The sequence below is a fragment of the Bacillus sp. FJAT-27251 genome, assembly GCF_001273925.1.
Taxonomy (GTDB): domain Bacteria; phylum Bacillota; class Bacilli; order Bacillales; family Cytobacillaceae; genus Mesobacillus_B.
In genome coordinates, this window is the sequence record NZ_LIGG01000001.1 from 1801048 (window position 1) to 1815170 (window position 14123).

Annotated in this window: 13 protein-coding genes; 10 read left to right on the plus strand and 3 right to left on the minus strand. The window is 45.1% G+C overall.

Annotation, left to right across the window (positions count from 1 at the left end):
- Positions 1 to 124: 124 nt before the first annotated feature.
- Entirely contained in the window at positions 125 to 1045 is a 921-nt protein-coding gene (locus ADU22_RS08500) for an RluA family pseudouridine synthase (protein ID WP_053361757.1), read from the minus strand.
- A 208-nt stretch (positions 1046 to 1253) separates the two neighbouring features.
- On the opposite strand from ADU22_RS08500, the gene ADU22_RS08505 reads away from it, so the two are divergent.
- From ADU22_RS08505 to ADU22_RS08515, 3 genes are all read left to right on the plus strand, one after another.
- On the plus strand, positions 1254 to 1652 hold the full coding sequence (locus ADU22_RS08505; protein ID WP_053361758.1) for a YhcU family protein: 399 nt from the start codon (positions 1254 to 1256) through the stop codon (positions 1650 to 1652).
- Between the two features lie 149 nt (positions 1653 to 1801).
- The gene (locus tag ADU22_RS08510; protein WP_053361759.1) at positions 1802 to 3355 is read left to right on the plus strand and encodes a bifunctional GNAT family N-acetyltransferase/carbon-nitrogen hydrolase family protein; all 1554 of its coding nucleotides are present in this window, start codon (positions 1802 to 1804) and stop codon (positions 3353 to 3355) included.
- 107 nt (positions 3356 to 3462) lie between these two features.
- Positions 3463 to 5208 carry a phospho-sugar mutase gene (locus ADU22_RS08515; RefSeq protein ID WP_053361760.1) on the plus strand — a complete coding sequence of 582 codons (1746 nt, stop codon included), beginning with the start codon at positions 3463 to 3465 and terminating at the stop codon, positions 5206 to 5208.
- Positions 5209 to 5330: 122 nt separating this feature from the next.
- Here the strand turns inward: ADU22_RS08515 and ADU22_RS08520 are convergent, their stop codons facing one another.
- On the minus strand, positions 5331 to 5585 hold the full coding sequence (locus ADU22_RS08520) for a YhdB family protein (RefSeq protein ID WP_053361761.1): 255 nt from the start codon (positions 5583 to 5585) through the stop codon (positions 5331 to 5333).
- Between the two features lie 213 nt (positions 5586 to 5798).
- On the opposite strand from ADU22_RS08520, the gene ADU22_RS08525 reads away from it, so the two are divergent.
- A complete protein-coding gene (locus ADU22_RS08525; RefSeq protein ID WP_053361762.1) occupies positions 5799 to 7208 on the plus strand; it encodes a SpoVR family protein in 1410 nt (469 codons plus the stop codon).
- Positions 7209 to 7450: 242 nt separating this feature from the next.
- Positions 7451 to 8014 carry a tyrosine-type recombinase/integrase gene (locus ADU22_RS08530; RefSeq protein ID WP_053361763.1) on the plus strand — a complete coding sequence of 188 codons (564 nt, stop codon included), beginning with the start codon at positions 7451 to 7453 and terminating at the stop codon, positions 8012 to 8014.
- Positions 8015 to 8058: 44 nt separating this feature from the next.
- On the opposite strand, the gene ADU22_RS08535 is transcribed toward ADU22_RS08530, so the two are convergent.
- On the minus strand, positions 8059 to 8745 hold the full coding sequence (locus ADU22_RS08535) for a universal stress protein (protein WP_053361764.1): 687 nt from the start codon (positions 8743 to 8745) through the stop codon (positions 8059 to 8061).
- Between the two features lie 198 nt (positions 8746 to 8943).
- Between ADU22_RS08535 and ADU22_RS08540 the strand changes: the two genes are divergently transcribed.
- The 5 genes from ADU22_RS08540 to ADU22_RS08560 are packed head-to-tail and all read left to right on the plus strand — an operon-like array spanning position 8944 to position 14122.
- Positions 8944 to 11343, plus strand: coding sequence for a Na+/H+ antiporter subunit A (locus ADU22_RS08540; protein ID WP_053361765.1), 2400 nt, complete (start codon positions 8944 to 8946; stop codon positions 11341 to 11343).
- Position 11344: 1 nt separating this feature from the next.
- Entirely contained in the window at positions 11345 to 11770 is a 426-nt protein-coding gene (locus tag ADU22_RS08545) for a Na(+)/H(+) antiporter subunit B (RefSeq protein ID WP_053361766.1), read from the plus strand.
- Positions 11771 to 11773: 3 nt separating this feature from the next.
- Positions 11774 to 12112: a Na(+)/H(+) antiporter subunit C gene (locus ADU22_RS08550; protein ID WP_053361767.1), complete on the plus strand. Its 339-nt coding sequence runs from the start codon at positions 11774 to 11776 to the stop codon at positions 12110 to 12112.
- Positions 12105 to 13583, plus strand: a complete 1479-nt coding sequence (locus ADU22_RS08555) for a Na+/H+ antiporter subunit D (RefSeq protein ID WP_053361768.1) — start codon at positions 12105 to 12107, stop codon at positions 13581 to 13583. The genes ADU22_RS08550 and ADU22_RS08555 overlap by 8 nt, the downstream gene beginning before the upstream one ends.
- A gap of 56 nt (positions 13584 to 13639) precedes the next feature.
- Positions 13640 to 14122 carry a Na+/H+ antiporter subunit E gene (locus tag ADU22_RS08560; protein WP_197280036.1) on the plus strand — a complete coding sequence of 161 codons (483 nt, stop codon included), beginning with the start codon at positions 13640 to 13642 and terminating at the stop codon, positions 14120 to 14122.
- The last annotated feature ends 1 nt before the right edge of the window (position 14123 follow it).

The window sequence follows — 14123 nt, forward strand, 5'->3', positions numbered from 1 at the left end:
CACTGAGAGCTCGTGTCAGTGCCCAAAATCCGCAGCCACCCGTCAAAAAGGTCACTGAGACCAAGCACCTCCTAACAGAAATAATCCAAATTTGCCCAAAGGCACTTACCTTTTCTCATGAACCTTAAAAAGAATAAGGGTCCACACCGTTAAAAATGGGGGGCTGATCCATAAACGGGGCATGGCAGACGATCAATTCTTGAGTAAAGGGATGGATCAACTCCAGTTTTACGGCATGGAGGGCCTGCCTGCTGTAAATGCCGCTGCCGCCGTAAAGCTTGTCACCAGCCAGCGGGTATCCGAGGTCGCTGAGGTGGACGCGGATTTGGTGGGTGCGCCCTGTCTCAAGTGAACAGCGGACAAGTGTCTGCTGTTCTTTTTTTAGCCATGCTGCAGCTTCAAAGTGAGTTATGGCGGTCTGTCCCGTTTTTGAAACCCTCCTCCTGACAGGATGATGCCGGTCCCTGCCGATTGGCCGGTTGATTGTGCCTTTCCTGGTTTTCAGAAGTCCATCCACCAAAGCAAGATAGGTCCTTTTCACTTTCCGCTCTTCAAGCATTTTGTCCAGTATGGCTCCTGCGAAAGAGGTTTTCGCGAACAGGACGGCTCCCGAGGTATCGCGGTCCAGCCTGTGGATGTGACGGACATTCAGTAAAAATCCTTCCGACTGCACATGGAAGGCAGCGGCATTGGCCAGGGTGTCGGTTTGGCCAGGCTCATTAGGATGGGTTGCCATGCCGGGAGGCTTATTTAAAATAAGGAGATGGTCGTCTTCATATAAAACATCAATTTCATGAAAAGCAGGGATGGCACTTGGCTCTTCAGGACAGAATGCATTGATTTGCAGCCGGTCACCAGGAGACAGGGGTCTTGTCCAATCCGGAGCCGCGCTATTCAGCAGTACATTCTTCCCGATCCTGAGAGAATGAATTGTTTTTTTTGGAGCTTTCCACACACTTCGAAATAAATGATCCAGGCTGAAGGAAGACCAATGTTCCGGGACGATGATTTCATACCATGTCCCTTTTTTTGAGGTTTTTATCATGAAGTGTTCTCCTTTAAGATAGTGTTATTTCCATATTGTAGCGGACTTTTATGATTCCTTCCATCCTGTCTGTGAGAGAAGGGCTTTCTTGTCAACTTTTACCGCAGCCATGGTCATAATTACCACCATTTAGCATCACGACTCTATGTTATTCTAATGGTATATATATAGAGGTGAATAAAGGTTTAGATAAAAGGTGGGTTCATCATTGAAAATTGTTTTTGCATCAACTCCAGGACAGGAAGAGAAGGTAGAAGAGCTTGCCCGGCATTTTTATTGCGAAGTGTTGCCATTATATTTTACAGATGAAGATATCAGGGAGTTTGAACGGCTTGAGGTGTTACATACAACCCGCCATCATTTTGAAAACTTCAGCACGCTTGGAGATGCCTTTCGGGTCATCACAAGTCTGCAGACCTTGATATCCATTTTGGAAACACGTCAGGCATCAGAGCGGTACCGGACCGTGTTCCAAAAAAATGCCGATGTCCTCAGGGAGTTTGGAATCTATTTTCCGTTTCAATATCAGCACTTCCTGGACGCGGCATCCATTAAAGAAGATTATATCAGCATGTACACAAAAGCAGCCAATAGTATCCTTGCATAGGCACTTGCATTCCGCAGGTGCCTTTTTATTGTTTTCAGGCCAATAAGTTTCCTGATTCTCCAAGTTACTATTTAGCATAATTTTGGGTATAAAGGGATTATACATCTAAAATGTAAAGATTCCATTATTGTCCAAAAGGAGATGCACGGATGTCAGAACTTGATTTGAGCAAATTTGAGAAAAAAATGATTATCCGCAACATGCGGCCCGGTGATATTGGCAGTATCATTGATATGCAGAGGTTCTGTTTTCCCGGGATGATTCCTTGGGAACGGGACCAATTGGAGAGCCATCTCGAAATATTTCCGGAGGGCCAGTTTGTTGCCGAGTTTGATGGAGAAGTTATTGGATCCTGTTCAAGCCTGATTATTAATTTTGATGAATATGATGACAGGCATACATGGGATGATGTTACCGACAATGGCTATATAACCAACCACAATCACAACGGGTATAACCTGTACGGCATCGAGGTCATGGTCCACCCAGCCTACCGAAAAATGAAAGTAGGCCAGCGTTTGTATGAGGCCAGGAAAGAGCTGGCAAGGCAAATGAACTTAAAAAGCATCATTATCGGAGGGCGCATCCCAAATTACCACCAGGTTGCCGATCAAATGTCCCCAAGGGAGTATGTTGAGCAGGTTACGACCCACCGGCTCTATGATCCTGTATTGACATTCCAGCTTAGAAATGGCTTTACGCTTATGCGGATCAACCGGAACTACCTGCCGGATGATAAATCGTCCAATAAATATGCCACGCTGATGGAATGGAACAATGTCGATTATCTTCCAAAATCGAAGCGGTTCTTTAAAACGAGCAACCCTGTGCGGATATGCGTGGTCCAATATATGATGCGGCAGATCAACTCCTTTGAGGATTTCGCGAGCCAGGTCGAGTATTTTACGGATGTTGCCTCAGATGCTGGTTCGGATTTTGCTGTGTTCCCGGAAATATTTACCACCCAGCTAATGTCTTTCCTAAATGAAAAGTCCCCTGCACTTGCGGTAAGGAAGCTGACTGATTTTACCGAGCAGTATATTGAACTGTTTACTATGCTGGCTGTACGCTATAACGTCAATATTATCGGCGGGTCGCATTTTGTTAAGGAAGACAATGATGAAATCTACAATATTGCCTATCTTTTCCGCAGGGATGGAACGATTGAAAAGCAGTATAAACTTCATATCACTCCCAATGAACGCTCATGGTGGGGGATAAGCCCTGGGAATGATATTCGTGTTTTTGATACCGATTGCGGAAAAATAGCCATCCAAATCTGCTATGACATTGAGTTTCCTGAGCTGGCAAGGATCGCAACCGACATGGGGGCGAGGATTATATTCACCCCATTCTGCACGGAAGACCGCCAAGGGTATTTGCGCGTGCGCTATTGTGCTCAGGCACGTGCTGTTGAAAATCAGGTATATACAGTTATTTCAGGAACGGTCGGAAACCTGCCGCAAACGGAGAATATGGATATCCAATACGCCCAATCGGGCATATTCGCACCATCGGATTTCGAATTTGCCCGCGACGGGATTGTGGGAGAGACCAACGCCAATATTGAAATGGTGCTGATAGGGGATGTCGACCTGGAAATTCTCCGCCGCCAGCGGATGGAAGGCACTGTCCGGCAGCTTCTTGACCGCCGGCATGATCTGTTTAAAGTGGAATATAAAAATAAAAAAAGAAATCTTTGATGCTCTATGTCCAACGGACTCGAATTATGTCAGAAAGTAAAGGCTCGTAAACCTTGTGATTATATTATAATGGACAGATAAACATATATATATTATGGAGGTTAATCATGGAGTGGAAAAACAAGGCACAAAAATGGCTTAAATTCAGCGAGCTTGATTCCGAGCTGAAAATGGAACTCGAAAAATTAAAAGGAAACGAGAAGGAACTAGAAGAAGCTTTCTATAAGGATTTGGAATTCGGAACCGGTGGGATGCGGGGAGAAATTGGAGCTGGGACCAACCGGATGAACATTTATACTGTCCGAAAAGCTTCTGCCGGTTTGGCAGCTTTTATTGAAGAGCAGGGGGATGCGGCAAAACAGCGCGGCGTGGCCATTGCTTACGATTCCCGCCATAAGTCGCCGGAATTCGCAATGGAAGCCGCAAGGACGCTGGCAGCAAGAGGCATCACTACATACGTATTCGAGTCGTTAAGGCCGACACCGGTCTTAAGTTTCGCGGTCCGCCATCTGAATGCTTTTGCCGGCATTGTGGTTACGGCAAGCCATAATCCGCCCGAGTATAACGGATATAAAGTGTATGGGCCGGACGGTGGCCAGCTTCCTCCAGAGAGCGCGGATGAAGTCATCGCCAAAGTCAATCAAATCGAAAATGAGCTGAGCATTGATGCTGGAGCAGAGAATGAACTGAAAGAAAAAGGCCTGATCAAAATGATCGGCGAAGAAGTGGACAAGGCTTACCTCGAAAACCTGCTGACCATTTCGGAAAATCCGAACCTTGCAGAGGAGACTGATGTCAAGGTTGTCTTCACCCCCCTTCACGGCACTGCGAATCTGCCGGTGCGCGAAGGCCTGGCAGCGATGAACTACCAGCATGTGACCGTGGTGAAGGAACAGGAGCAGCCTGATCCCCAGTTTTCCACTGTGTCCAGCCCAAATCCGGAAGAACATGCCGCATTTGAGCTGGCGATCGGAGAAGGGGAAAAAATAGACGCCGATATCCTGATCGCGACAGACCCTGATGCCGACCGGCTTGGGATTGCGGTTAAGGATGATGAAGGTAAATATACCGTTTTAACGGGAAATCAAACAGGTTCGCTCCTGCTTGATTACATCCTGACCCAGAAAAAGCAGAAGGGTACGCTCCCTTCCAATGGTATCGTTTTGAAAACCATTGTAACGTCAGAGCTTGGCAGGGAGATCGCGGCATCCTTTGGCATTGAGACAATTGATGTTTTAACGGGCTTTAAATTCATTGCTGAGAAGATCAATGGCTATGACCAAACAGGAGAGCGTAAGTTCCTGTTTGGCTATGAAGAAAGTTATGGCTATTTAATCGGAGACTTTGCCCGTGACAAGGATGCTGTCCAGGCGGCCGTTCTCGCTGTGGAAGTATGTGCTTACTATAAGAAACAAGGAATGTCCCTCTACGAAGCTCTCCTCAGTGTATTTGAGAAGTATGGATATTTCCAGGAAGGCCTGCGTTCCTTGACCCTCAAGGGCAAGGAGGGGGCAGAGCTGATCCAGCAGACGCTCGCTGCCTTCCGCTCAGAGCCTCTGACCAGCCTTGGTTCCGTCAAGGTTGCGGCAGTTGAAGATTATCAGACCGGTATCAGAAAGACTGCGGACGGCACTGAAGAACGCATGGAGCTGCCAAAATCCAATGTCCTTAAATATTTCCTTGAAGACGGGTCCTGGGTGTGTCTGCGTCCATCCGGAACAGAACCGAAAATCAAGTTTTATTTCGGTGTCAAAGATAAAAGCCTTACCGACAGCAAACAGAAACTCCAAAGAATTGAGAAGGATTTTATGGAGCTTGTCGAACAAAAAATGGAAGCATGCAAGAATAATTAAGAGGAAAATGGAGCTGGCTGGCCAGCTCCATTTTTTTATCGTCAGGGATTTTCCAGTGTATGTTCACAGAAACACGGCACTTTAGTAAGTGCCGTGCAATTATTGGTGGAAGGTGTGCCGGGCTATTCCAGATTGTTCGCTAACGGTTCCGGAAAGCCGGCATCCTGTGTTTCATTTGCATGGTCGATATACCGAAGCAGGGAATACAGATGTTTTTCTATGACCGAATAATCTTTCTCGAAGTTGTAGGCGTGCAGGAAATGCTCAATTTTCTTAGCCAAAAAATGGTCCTCTGTCCTTACCATCAGGATCAATAAATTGTCCCATTGGGAGCGGTGCGTATAGTATAGCGCACAATCATAATCCGCTTTATTCATTTTCTTTCCTCCTTGCCCATCGAGGAGTTGAATATAGTATATGACGCCGCCTGCAAAATCGTTTGTGAAAAACTTGGTCGTGCCGTGATTGAAGGCTTTTCAAATTCTGCCTGTATAAAATAATTTAAATGGAGTTTTTATATTGAGGTATAAAGCCTGCTCATCAATCCCGCTTTTATTTCATACATTGTAGAAAGGAAGGGGGAGAGACGGGTGTTTGATGAAAATAAGGCTTTGCAGCAGGCCATTTCCGACATAACCGACATTGCCCGGGGATTCGGGCTTGATTTTTMCCCGATGAGATATGAAATTTGTCCTGCCGATATCATTTACACTTTTGGTGCATATGGAATGCCGACCCGATTTTCTCATTGGAGCTTTGGGAAGCAATTTTACAAAATGAAGCTGCATTATGATTTAGGCCTCTCGAAAATTTATGAATTGGTGATTAACTCCAATCCTTGTTATGCCTTTCTGCTTGATTCCAACTCCTTGATTCAAAATAAGCTGATTGTGGCCCACGTACTGGCCCATTGTGACTTCTTCAAGAACAATGTCCGGTTCCAAAATACGAAACGGGATATGGTGGAAAGCATGGCAGCTACAGCCGAGCGGATCAGAAGGTATGAGATTGAACACGGGAAGCAGGAAGTGGAGACATTCCTTGACGCCGTTTTAGCTATTGAAGAGCATATTGACCCATCCTTGATGCGGCCGAAACTGAGTTGGACAATGGAAGATATTGAGTATGAAGAGGACGAACACCAAACCGCAAGTCCCTATGATGATTTATGGAATCTGGATGCACCGAAAAAGCCTGTGGACAAGAAAAAGAAAATGAAGAAATTTCCGCCTCAGCCCGAGAAGGACTTGCTGCTATTCATTGAATCGTACAGCCGGGAACTTACCGACTGGCAGCGTGATATTTTGACGATGATGCGGGAAGAGATGCTTTATTTTTGGCCCCAGCTGGAAACAAAAATCATGAACGAAGGCTGGGCTTCCTACTGGCATCAGCGAATATTGAGGGAAATGGATTTAACCACCGGCGAAGCCATTGAATTTGCCAAATTGAATGCGGGCGTCGTGCAGCCATCAAAAACGGGAATCAACCCATATTATCTTGGACTGAAAATTTTTGAGGATATCGAAGAACGGTATAACAATCCAACGGAAGAAATGAAAAAGCGGGGAGTCGTCCCTGGCTCTGGCCGTGAGAAAATGTTCGAGGTAAGGGAAATCGAATCAGACATATCGTTCCTCCGCAATTATTTGACAAAGGATCTGGTTTTCAGGGAAGATATGTACCTGTTCCAAAAGCAGGGCAAGGAATATAAAATTGTCGATAAAGACTGGGAGGAAGTCCGCGACCAGCTTGTCGGAATGAGGGTCAACGGAGGCTTCCCGTATTTGATGGTAACGGACGGCGATTATCAGAAGAACGGGGAACTGTACATTAAGCACAGCTTTGAGGGCATCGAACTGGATATTAAATACCTTGAAAAAGTGCTTCCGTATATCCATCAGCTCTGGGGAAGAAAAGCCCACATTGAAACCATGGTCGAGGGGAGAGCCATGCTGTTCACTTACGATGGCAAAGGCGTACACAGGAAATATTTGTAGGAAGCCAGGTGAGTTCCTCCGCCTTTCCTATTGGCAGCCTGGATGTAGAATATTAATGATGGATTGGATAGGACATTGCGGTTTCGGCCACAATGTCTTTTTTTTATCAAATTAGCTTATAAAGGCAGGACACCTGGAAGAAATTGATGAATCCATCAGATGTGCCAGAGTTGAAACGTTACATAATGTTTGTTAGGATATATTTGTGTAACATCATTGGGCCTTGCAAGGAGGGCATTCCCATGGAATTTGTCGATCCCATTAAAGACATTAAAAACATTAATGCAATTAAAAAGGAATTAAGGAAAAATTCCCAGCGGGATGTATTGCTTTTTGTTTTTGGAATAAATACTGGAATAAGGGTCAGTGATTTGCTTTCATTGAAAGTTTCCGATGTATGGGATGGAAAATCCGTGAAGGAATTCCTGTATATCAAGGATGGGAAGGGTAAAGAAACAAAAGCATTCTTTCTTAATGAAAATATTAAACAAGAGCTGGAGAGTTACCTGCACCAGCATGACTTGAGGGACAGTGATTATTTATTCAAATCAAAAAAGGATAATCTGCCCATTTCTCGTCAGCAGGCATACAGAATCATTCATAATGCGGCAAGAAAAGTGGGGGTTGAGGGGAAAGTTGGCACCCATACTCTGAGAAAAACGTTTGGATACCATGCTTATCGAAAAGGAATAGCGATTTCCATTTTAATGTTCATATATAACCACCATACGCCAGGTGATACGCTTAGATATATCGGCATAGACAAGGAAGACAAAAAACTTGTCAAAGTTGATGTGAATCTATAAAAAAATCCTCCAGCGGAAGGCTGGAGGGGTACTGACATTGGAATTTAGTTATCCTCTTCATCAAATGCAGAACGCATGTCAACATTGGTCAAGTCTGTAACAATGTCCTCGATTACTTGAACCTGCAATGTTTTCTTATCCTTCATGAATTTGAAAATCCCAGTGTTGAAATCTGTTCCCAAGTCCTTAAAAAAAATCCCTTCGTATAGGACATTCTTTGTATGCTTGAAAATGACTCGATACTGCTCCCCGTCCTGGACAAGATAGGCGCGCACACCTTTTTCAAATTGGCCTTCCTGGTCCCTGAGAGAGCGGGCTACTGATATAATATGCAGATCCACAAACGGAATCTCACGCAATAAAGTGTTAATGATGGAACCTTTTGCAATTTGTTCCCACCTGCTTTGTGCAGTTTGGCCAAGAATGATTTGAGTGATGTGCTTTTCCCTTGCAACTTCAGCGATGACCTTTGAGATTGGTCTTTTCTCATCATCCTTTAAAATGAAGGCATCGGCACCATGGGCATCTGCAAGCTGTTTCCAGGTGGAAATATAATGGGATTTTTCGGCATCCATTTCACTAAAAGGCTTTGGGTCAATCGTCAATATATAAAGAGGGCAGTCAAGCATACTGGCGATTTTGCAGCCGCGCTGAATAAGTCGTTCTCCATTCGGTCCGTAATAGACACAGACGAGTATGCTTTCATCCATACGGCCTTTGACTTTTTTCATGTAAAGTTCACCTCGGAATAGATGTGAAGTATATAACACATATTTATATAAAAACTGTTGATAAATTAGACTATGTATGACTATATCTTATGCCACCACTGGAGTCAATCCCGGTTGCGAAGATTTCCCGGTATTCCTATAAAAGCTGGAGATGGAGAAATTCCAAAACTAAAAATTTTAGAGAAGGAGGGGACATGCATGTCTGTACTGCACATCATGATTTTAATCCCTTTTGCATTTGCTTTGCTGGTCCCATTTTTATATAAGATGTTCACTCCCCGAATACATACCGGTTGGTTTGTCCTGTTCGTTCCATTGACCATATTTTTATACTTGCTGAGGTACATTCCGGGAATATCCCAGGGAAGGACCATCCAGGTCGACGTTCCGTGGATGCCTTCTTTTGGCATAAACTATTCAACCTATATTGATGGGCTAAGCCTGATATTCGGTTTGTTGATCAGCGGCATTGGGGCTCTGGTTATTCTTTATTCGATCTATTACTTATCGAAGCACAGAGAAGCACTGCATAATTTCTATGTGTACATCCTTCTGTTCATGGGGGCGATGCTTGGGGTAGTGTTTTCGGATAATGTAATGGTTCTATATGTATTCTGGGAATTGACAAGCATTTCTTCATTCCTGTTGATTGCCTACTGGTATCAGCGGGAAAGGTCGCGCTACGGGGCACAGAAGTCAATGTTGATTACCATCTTTGGCGGGCTTTCCATGCTTGCAGGCTTGATTATGCTCTCGATGATCACAGACACGTACAGCATACGTGAAATGATCGGCCAAATCGAATTGATCCATTCCCATGCCTTCTTCCTGCCGGCTATGTTTTTAATCCTTATCGGAGCCTTTACAAAGTCCGCCCAGTTTCCATTCAGCATTTGGCTGCCGGATGCCATGGAAGCTCCTACCCCAATCAGTGCCTATTTGCATTCAGCCACAATGGTAAAAGCGGGAATCTACCTGGTTGCCCGTTTTACTCCGATATTTGGCGGGACAGCAGAATGGTTTTGGCTTGTTTCGGCTGCAGGAATCATCACTCTGCTTTACGGATCGATAAATGCCGTCAAACAGACGGACCTAAAAGCGCTGCTCGCTTTTTCAACCATTAGCCAATTAGGACTGATTATGAGTCTGTTTGGTCTCGGGTCTTCTGCGATATATTTTGGTGCAGGAGAAGAATCGGCATTATATTCTGTTGCCACTCTTGCGGCCATTTTTCATTTGGTTAATCACTCTACTTTCAAAGGAAGTCTGTTCATGGTCGTCGGAATCATTGACCATGAGACAGGCACCCGCGATATCAGAAGGCTGGGGGGATTGATCAATCTCATGCCGATATCCTTCACATTGACGCTCATTGGGTCTTTTTCCATGGCTGGACTGCCGCCTTTCAATGGCTTTTTAAGCAAGGAAATGTTCTTCACAGCTGTTCTGAATGCTTCCAACATGTCTGTGTTCAATATGGAATCCTTGGGTATATTGGTTCCGGTCATTGCCTGGATTGCGAGTGTGTTCACTTTCATATATAGCATGATTCTCGTTTTTAAAACGTTTTTTGGGAAGTACAAGCCCGACAGGCTGGACAAAATCGCGCATGAACCTCCGATTGGGATGCTGATTTCCCCGGCCATACTGGCATCGCTTGTGGTATTGATTTTCTTTTTCCCGAATATCCTTTCCGATTACTTATTAAAGCCTGCGGTTGCCGCTGTCCTGCCCTCTTTGGCACAAGACAGCCTGATAGATATAAAAATCAGTGCCTGGCACGGCTTTAATGCCGAGTTGTTCATGACAATAGGCGTAGTACTTCTGGGATTGGTCCTGTATCTCACTTTGAAAAAGTGGAAGGGGATTTACAGGTATTATCCGGAGAACCTTACCTTGAATCACTTTTATAATAATTTCCTTGAGGGAGGAGAAGGGGTATCCCGATCACTGACAAACCGGTACATGACCGGGTATATACGGGATTATCTCATCTACATCTTTGGATTTTTAATTATCATGGTGGGGGGAAGTCTTCTATCCTTGAATGCTATATCGTATAATCCTGCCAATGATGCGCCAATCACCATTTACGAGTGGGCATTGATTGTTGCAATGGTCATAGTGGCTTTTACGATAGTCCTGTCACGTTCAAGGCTTACCGCGATCATTGCCCTTGGAGGATTAGGTTATCTTGTTTCCATGCTCTTCGTTAGTTTTAGAGCGCCTGACCTTGCGCTTACCCAGCTGGTCGTGGAAACCGTGACAACGGCATTGTTCTTATTGTGTTTTTACCATTTGCCGAAATATTTCAAAGGCAACGGCCGGGTACCGTTTAAGCCGCTGAATTTAGTGATTTCAGTTGGTGTGGGGGCAGTTGTGACATTGTTTGCGCTGTCGGCCGACGGGAACAGGCTGTTTGAACCAATTGCAGGCTATTATGAGAATTCGTACGAACTTGCTGGGGCAAGAAACATCGTAAATGCAATTTTGGTCGATTTTCGGGGAATTGATACGATGTTGGAGATTTTTGTCCTGTGCATTGCCGCTCTGGGCGTCTATTTACTAATAAAATTTGAAATAAAGGGGAGGGGATAGGATGAAAGAACCGAATGATGTCATCTTGCGGAGTGTGACAAAGGTGGCCGTCCTCATTATTCTTACGTTCGCCATTAACCTCTTTTTCTCGGGTCACCATAATCCGGGTGGAGGGTTTATTGGGGGTCTGGCATTTGCTTCCGCTCTGACGCTGCTATTCCTGTGTTACGACATCGAAACGGTCCGGGAAAATATACCGGTCGATTTCAAAGCGGTAACGGCAGTGGGGGTTCTCATTTCCGTTTTTACCGGAATCGGGGGAATTATGTTTGACAAACCGTTCCTGACTCAGGCTTTCGATTATTTCCAACTTCCGCTCTTTGGGAAAACCGAACTCGCCACCGCTGTTCTGTTTGATATAGGCGTCGCAATGGCGGTCATAGGAACGGCCATTACCATTATCAGCAGCATAAGTGAGGACCGATAAGAGATGGAAACGGTTATGTCTATTCTTATTGGAGTCTTATTTGCCATTGGAACTTATCTGGTTTTGACGAAGAGTTTATTGAGGATTATCCTGGGCACTTCGGTCATCAGCCATGGTGTCAACCTGCTGATCCTGACAATGGGCGGGGTAAAAACAGGAGGGCCCCCCCTCCTGGGGCTCGATGCCTTATCCTTCACGGACGCCCTTCCCCAGGCACTGATCCTTACAGCGATTGTAATAAGTTTCGCTACGACAGCTCTATTCCTGGTTCTGAGCTACCGTGCTTATAAAGTTCTGGGTACGGATGACACGGAACAAATGAGAGGTAATGAAAATGAATAATTTAGTTATAATGCCAATTTTAATCCCGTTGATTACAGGATTATTAATGGTAGCTTTCAGGAGAAAAGCAGTGGTGCAGCGCTTTTTAAGTGTCGCCGCACTTGGAGCAACAGGAGCAGTATCTCTTGTCTTGATGGTTCAAATAAAAAACAATGGCATCCAGACCCTCCAATTGGGGGGCTGGGAGGCTCCGTTTGGGGTGAGCATGGTCGCTGACATGTTTTCCGGACTGCTTCTTTTGACAACCAGCATTGTATCACTTTTATGCCTTGTGTTTGCCTTTTACTCCATTGGGAAAGAGAGAGAAGCCCATTACTTTTACCCCTTGTATTTATTCCTAATTACCGGGGTGAATGGCTCCTTTTTAACAGGAGATATGTTCAACCTGTTTGTTTGCTTTGAAGTAATGCTGATTTCCTCCTATGTCCTGATTTCCCATGGCGGGACGGGKATTCAATTGAGAGAGTCGATTAAGTATGTGCTCATCAATATCTTATCCTCCTTCCTTTTCCTTGTGGCCATTGCCTATTTATATGCTGCAACGGGAACATTGAATATGGCCCACCTATCGGAAAGGGTGGCTGAGGCAGGGCAAAACGGCATCCTTACAGCTATTGCGATTTTATTCCTGATTGTATTCAGTTTGAAAGCGGGATTATTTTTGTTCTTTTGGCTGCCCGGCTCTTACAGCGCGCCTCCGACAGCGATCGCGGCTATCTTTGCGGCTCTGTTAACCAAGGTGGGGATCTATTCCATTATAAGGGTCTTCACGCTCATCTTTTATCATGAACCCGATATCACCCATCTCATCATCGGCATCATGGCTGCAGCCACGATGTTATTGGGGGCAATTGGTGCGGTGGCATACTGGGATATAAAGAAAATCCTCACCTACAATGTAATTGTGGGAGTGGGGTTGATCCTGGCGGGGCTTGCGTCCAACACTTCAGTAGGACTTACAGGTTCCATGTACTACCTTATTCATGACATCATTATCAAAGCCCTTATCTTCCTCATAGGGGGGACCGTCATCACTCTTGCCGGTACCTCAAAACTGAAGGATATTAGTGGACTGATTCAGACCTATCCATTCCTGGGGTGGATGTTTTTTATTGCGGCATTGTCCCTCGCGGGGATTCCACCGCTAAGCGGCTTCATCGGGAAGGTTTTCATTACGGAGGGAACGTTTGAAGCTGGTTTTCTGTGGCTTGGGGCCATTGGGCTTCTTACAAGCCTGATGGTGCTCTACTCTGTGATGAAGATTTTTCTGAACGGCTTCTGGGGTGATTCCTATCTAGATGAGGAAAAAAAGGGGGAGGCAAAAGGCATCCTGTTCCCGCTTGCGTTCCTTACACTTCTGACAATCGGACTCGGAGTCGGTGCGGAAGGGATTCATTCCTATGCAGAATTGGCGATCGAAAGTTTGATGAATCCATTGCTGTACATCGAAGCTGTTTTTGGAAGGGGCTAATTCTTAATCCCGTTAGCATAAATCAGTCTTGGAAATAGTAGGAAGGGGTGGTTCCATTGCCCATGCAAGTATTGATCAATCTGTTAATTGCCACGCTGTGGATGTTTCTCCAAGATGATTGGAGTGTATTGACTTTCATAAGCGGCTATCTGGTAGGGATCATTGTCCTGTTCGTTATACGCCGATTCCTTCCGGATAAGTTCTATTTAACAACGGTGTTAAATATATTCCAGCTTTTCCTCGTTTTCATTCAGGAATTGTTCAGCTCCAGCATCCTTGTGATCCGTCAGGTGACACGCCCCCGGATCAACATTACTCCAGGAATATTCACATTGGAAACCGACTTGGAAGGTGACCTCGAAATCACCCTGGTCTCCCTATTGCTAAGTTTGACTCCGGGATCTGTTGTCGTGGAAGTCGCACCGGACGGAAAGACGCTTTTTATCCATGCAATGGATATTCCTGAATCCAGTGAGTCTGTGAAGAAATCAGTACAGAGATTTGAAAAGATGATAAAGAAGGTGACGCGGGGTGTTTAAG

Excerpts from the sequence above, each read along its gene's own strand:
- ADU22_RS08510 (WP_053361759.1), top strand. The coding sequence starts at position 1,802 with ATGTCAGAACTTGATTTGAGCAAATTTGAGAAAAAAATGATTATCCGC.
- ADU22_RS08545 (WP_053361766.1), top strand. The coding sequence starts at position 11,345 with ATGAAAGAACCGAATGATGTCATCTTGCGGAGTGTGACAAAGGTGGCC.
- ADU22_RS08550 (WP_053361767.1), top strand. The coding sequence starts at position 11,774 with ATGGAAACGGTTATGTCTATTCTTATTGGAGTCTTATTTGCCATTGGA.
- ADU22_RS08535 (WP_053361764.1), bottom strand. The coding sequence starts at position 8,745 with ATGAAAAAAGTCAAAGGCCGTATGGATGAAAGCATACTCGTCTGTGTC.
- ADU22_RS08515 (WP_053361760.1), top strand. The coding sequence starts at position 3,463 with ATGGAGTGGAAAAACAAGGCACAAAAATGGCTTAAATTCAGCGAGCTT.
- ADU22_RS08500 (WP_053361757.1), bottom strand. The coding sequence starts at position 1,045 with ATGATAAAAACCTCAAAAAAAGGGACATGGTATGAAATCATCGTCCCG.
- ADU22_RS08540 (WP_053361765.1), top strand. The coding sequence starts at position 8,944 with ATGTCTGTACTGCACATCATGATTTTAATCCCTTTTGCATTTGCTTTG.
- ADU22_RS08530 (WP_053361763.1), top strand. The coding sequence starts at position 7,451 with ATGGAATTTGTCGATCCCATTAAAGACATTAAAAACATTAATGCAATT.
- ADU22_RS08520 (WP_053361761.1), bottom strand. The coding sequence starts at position 5,585 with ATGAATAAAGCGGATTATGATTGTGCGCTATACTATACGCACCGCTCC.